The sequence below is a fragment of the Deltaproteobacteria bacterium genome, from assembly GCA_018668695.1.
In the GTDB taxonomy this organism is placed as follows: Bacteria; Myxococcota; XYA12-FULL-58-9; order XYA12-FULL-58-9; family JABJBS01; genus JABJBS01.
In genome coordinates, this window is the sequence record JABJBS010000103.1 from 1 (window position 1) to 3016 (window position 3016).

A 3016-nucleotide genomic window follows, 5' to 3' on the forward strand; every position below is an offset into this window, starting at 1 on the left:
CCAAAAACTTTTTAATGTGGTCTCTGGTTGCGATTGCAGGTGTAGCCTTACTCACTGTGCCCGGTCTCCTCAATCAAACTCTCGACCCCACCGGTATTCTTATGGGGGTTGGAACCGCCTTCTTTTACGCAAGCTACATACTCTCGCTGCGACAAAGTCAAAGTGTTGAGGGTGCTTGGCCCATCTCCGTTAATTTAGTTATCTCGTGTCTCTTCGGTGCCATTACTTTGTTTAGCGTGACTCTCTTTACGAATGAGAGCACGGCGTTCCCCGATTTCCGTAATCTCATGTGGTTGCTTGTATTAGGGCTGGCTGTCCACGTGGGCGGGTGGGCGTTGATTAGCAAAGGGATGCCTCAGTTACCGGCCCGCATAAGCTCGATGACCATATTGCTGCAACCGGTCTTAACCACCGTATGGGGCGTCGCATTTTTCGGAGAGCGATTTGGAGTATTCGATGCAGTGGGTTCTGCGCTGACTCTCGTTGCCATCTACGCCGTAGCTGTTGCCGGCCAGGTCAAATCTACATCCAAGCAATCGGGAGACTCTCAGCATGCATGAGCATTCTTCTCAAATTGACAACTTTTTGAATGAATTTTGTCCGCAGCTTGAGCGCTTGGTCTTCCTAACCGGAGCTGGTATTTCGGCCGAAAGTGGCATCCCAACCTTTCGAGGTGAAGAAGGCTATTGGACCATTGGTTCCAAGGTGTATCAGCCTCAAGAAATGGCAACATGGAATAACTTCAGCCGAATGCCGCTCGAAGTTTGGCGCTGGTACCTTCACCGCCGCGCAATCTGCCATAAAGCCGAGCCCAACCCCGCTCATCATGCGCTGGCCGACCTTGAGCAATGCTTTGGTGACGGGTTCACATTGGTCACTCAAAACGTGGATGGACTCCATTTGAGAGCTGGTAATACCTTCGCCCGAACCTATCAGATCCACGGAAATATCGATTACATGCGTCCGTACCAAGGCGATTCAAGCTCACTTGTTTTGGTTCCTGTCACCACCTCGGAAGAAGCTGTCCAGCAGCTCAGTGACGATGCTCTCGCTGAGCAACTGCAGTTTGATGAGCAACCGCAACGCCCCCATGTTCTCTGGTTCGACGAATGCTACGACGAAGACCTTTATCGCTTCCAGAGCTCTCTTGAGGTCACTTCTTCGGCTGATTTATTGGTCATCGTGGGCACATCTGGAGCCACCAACCTACCCAACCAAATGGTGACCATGGCCGCACGAGCGGGTATCCCATTTATCGATATCAATCCTGCTGAAAACGTCTTTGGGCAAAGAGCGCAAAGGCTTCCACACGGACTAAGTTTACAAGGAAGTGCGGGTGACGTGCTTCCGATTCTTGCGAAAGCACTCTCCCAACATAAAACGGACTGATTGTCTTAAATTGCGATCTGTGACGCGGGGCCGAACTAGCCAGGAGTCGGATAGCCAAGCCCTCACGTCAGATCAGGGAAAAGACCAACGGTGATTAATGTCTCGAGCTAGACCATAAATCTAGCTTTCAGGGTGGACATCAATCGTGTCGGTAAGTCCGGGGTCACTGAGCTATGGCACCCAGTGACCCCGCGAACTACGCACGTGCAAATTTTAAAAGTTGCACACAGTGGTTAGTATAAAAATTGGAGAGCTGCCGGGCTCAACCTGGTCACCGTGGCCTGGCTGGCCTGGTAGGCCCGATCCATGATCGCTGCTGATACCTCGCCCAATATTTGTTGAGCCGAATCGTAATCCCAATCCAGCAAAAGCAAATCCACATCCTCACTCACATTATCAGCTTCGAATACCATCTCTTCGTCGAGAGAACCCAACATTCCCTCGTCTGCATAGTATTCAAAAGATTTGACACTCCCCATGTTACTCTCCACCGAGTTTTGTAGTCTACCTAAGACAATGCAGGGTCCGTGCCACTTTTACGAAAAACACCACCGCCCGGCACAAGCATCTAATATCATTCATGATTTCAGCGTTCTCAAGATGGGATCATAAAAATACTGACATTGATTCCGGGATATAATGACGGCTTGTTGACAAGATCTCGTATTGCGGCAAAACAAGTGTCGGATCTTAGACACTCTGAAAGGAAACGACATGATTCATGTGTGCTTTGTCTGTTTGGGCAATATTTGCCGGTCCCCTACCGCCGAGGGAATCATGCTTGAACTCGTCCGCAACGAAGGACTCGCTGACTCTATCTCTATCGACAGCGCGGGTACCGAATCTTGGCATGCCGGCAAGGGAGCAGACTCAAGAAGTCAGGCCACTGCGAACAACCGCGGAGTCCAACTGCCAAGTCGTTCCCGACAATTTAAAGAAGCCGACTTTTCAAAGTTTGACTATGTGATTGCCATGGATGCATCGAACTTATCAAACCTTGCTGCCATCGCCCCCGGTTCGGTCGCTCCAAAGAATCTTTCAATGCTTCGCGAGTACGACCCAGCTAACCCTGGTACTCTCGATGTCCCAGATCCTTACTATGGTGGGCCAAATGGATTCGAAACGGTTTACGACTTATGCGAAACGGCTTGCCGAGGCTTATTGACGCATATCCGAAGCGAGCATGGCTTAACCTAATGCACACGCAAACACGGCTCACCATTGAGAATCATCTTGAAGCTAGCTTTGAGAGCCTTTGCAGTGTGACTGGCGGTGATATCAATCAGGCCTTTAAAGCCGAGCTTTCCGATGGAAGAACCGTTTTTATCAAAACGAACCCGTCTGCTCCGAGTGATTTTTTCAAGACCGAGGCCCAAGGCCTACAATGGCTCCGTAAGCCGAAGGTTTTAGAGGTTCCAGAGGTTCTCGGTCAGAGTTCCGAGGACCAGCCGGCTTTTCTAATTCTTGAATGGCTTCCTTCCGAGGCGCCTTCACCCGACTTTCATCAAGTATTCGGTCGCGGGCTAGCCCTGATTCATAAAAGCCATCCGATGCAATTTGGTTTGGAGCATGACAATTACATAGGCACACTTCAGCAAGCCAATAAGCCCGAGAAGAGCTGGAGCGA

General features: G+C 50.3%; 5 protein-coding genes. 4 read left to right on the forward strand and 1 reads right to left on the reverse strand.

The annotated features are described in order from the left end of the window. Positions 1-560 (forward strand): DMT family transporter (locus HOK28_05950; GenBank protein ID MBT6432615.1); only part of this gene is annotated, 560 nt, incomplete at its 5' end. Continuing rightward, positions 553-1389 (forward strand): RNA polymerase subunit sigma, encoded by an 837-nt coding sequence (locus HOK28_05955; protein ID MBT6432616.1) that lies wholly within the window; start codon positions 553-555, stop codon positions 1387-1389. The genes HOK28_05950 and HOK28_05955, both read left to right, overlap by 8 nt. A gap of 233 nt (positions 1390-1622) precedes the next feature. On the opposite strand, the gene HOK28_05960 is transcribed toward HOK28_05955, so the two are convergent. After that, on the reverse strand, positions 1623-1868 hold the full coding sequence (locus HOK28_05960; protein ID MBT6432617.1) for a hypothetical protein: 246 nt from the start codon (positions 1866-1868) through the stop codon (positions 1623-1625). Positions 1869-2103: 235 nt separating this feature from the next. Here HOK28_05960 and HOK28_05965 point away from each other — a divergent pair, with 235 nt between their 5' ends. After that, positions 2104-2586 carry a low molecular weight phosphotyrosine protein phosphatase gene (locus HOK28_05965; GenBank protein ID MBT6432618.1) on the forward strand — a complete coding sequence of 161 codons (483 nt, stop codon included), beginning with the start codon at positions 2104-2106 and terminating at the stop codon, positions 2584-2586. After that, a partial coding sequence (locus tag HOK28_05970) for a phosphotransferase (protein ID MBT6432619.1) occupies positions 2586-3016 on the forward strand: 431 nt, incomplete at its 3' end. The genes HOK28_05965 and HOK28_05970, both read left to right, overlap by 1 nt.

What these genes read in the sequence shown, in the direction of transcription:
- HOK28_05960 (MBT6432617.1), bottom strand. Translation starts at nt 1,868, where the DNA reads ATGGGGAGTGTCAAATCTTTTGAATACTATGCAGACGAGGGAATGTTG.
- HOK28_05965 (MBT6432618.1), top strand. Translation starts at nt 2,104, where the DNA reads ATGATTCATGTGTGCTTTGTCTGTTTGGGCAATATTTGCCGGTCCCCT.
- HOK28_05955 (MBT6432616.1), top strand. Translation starts at nt 553, where the DNA reads ATGCATGAGCATTCTTCTCAAATTGACAACTTTTTGAATGAATTTTGT.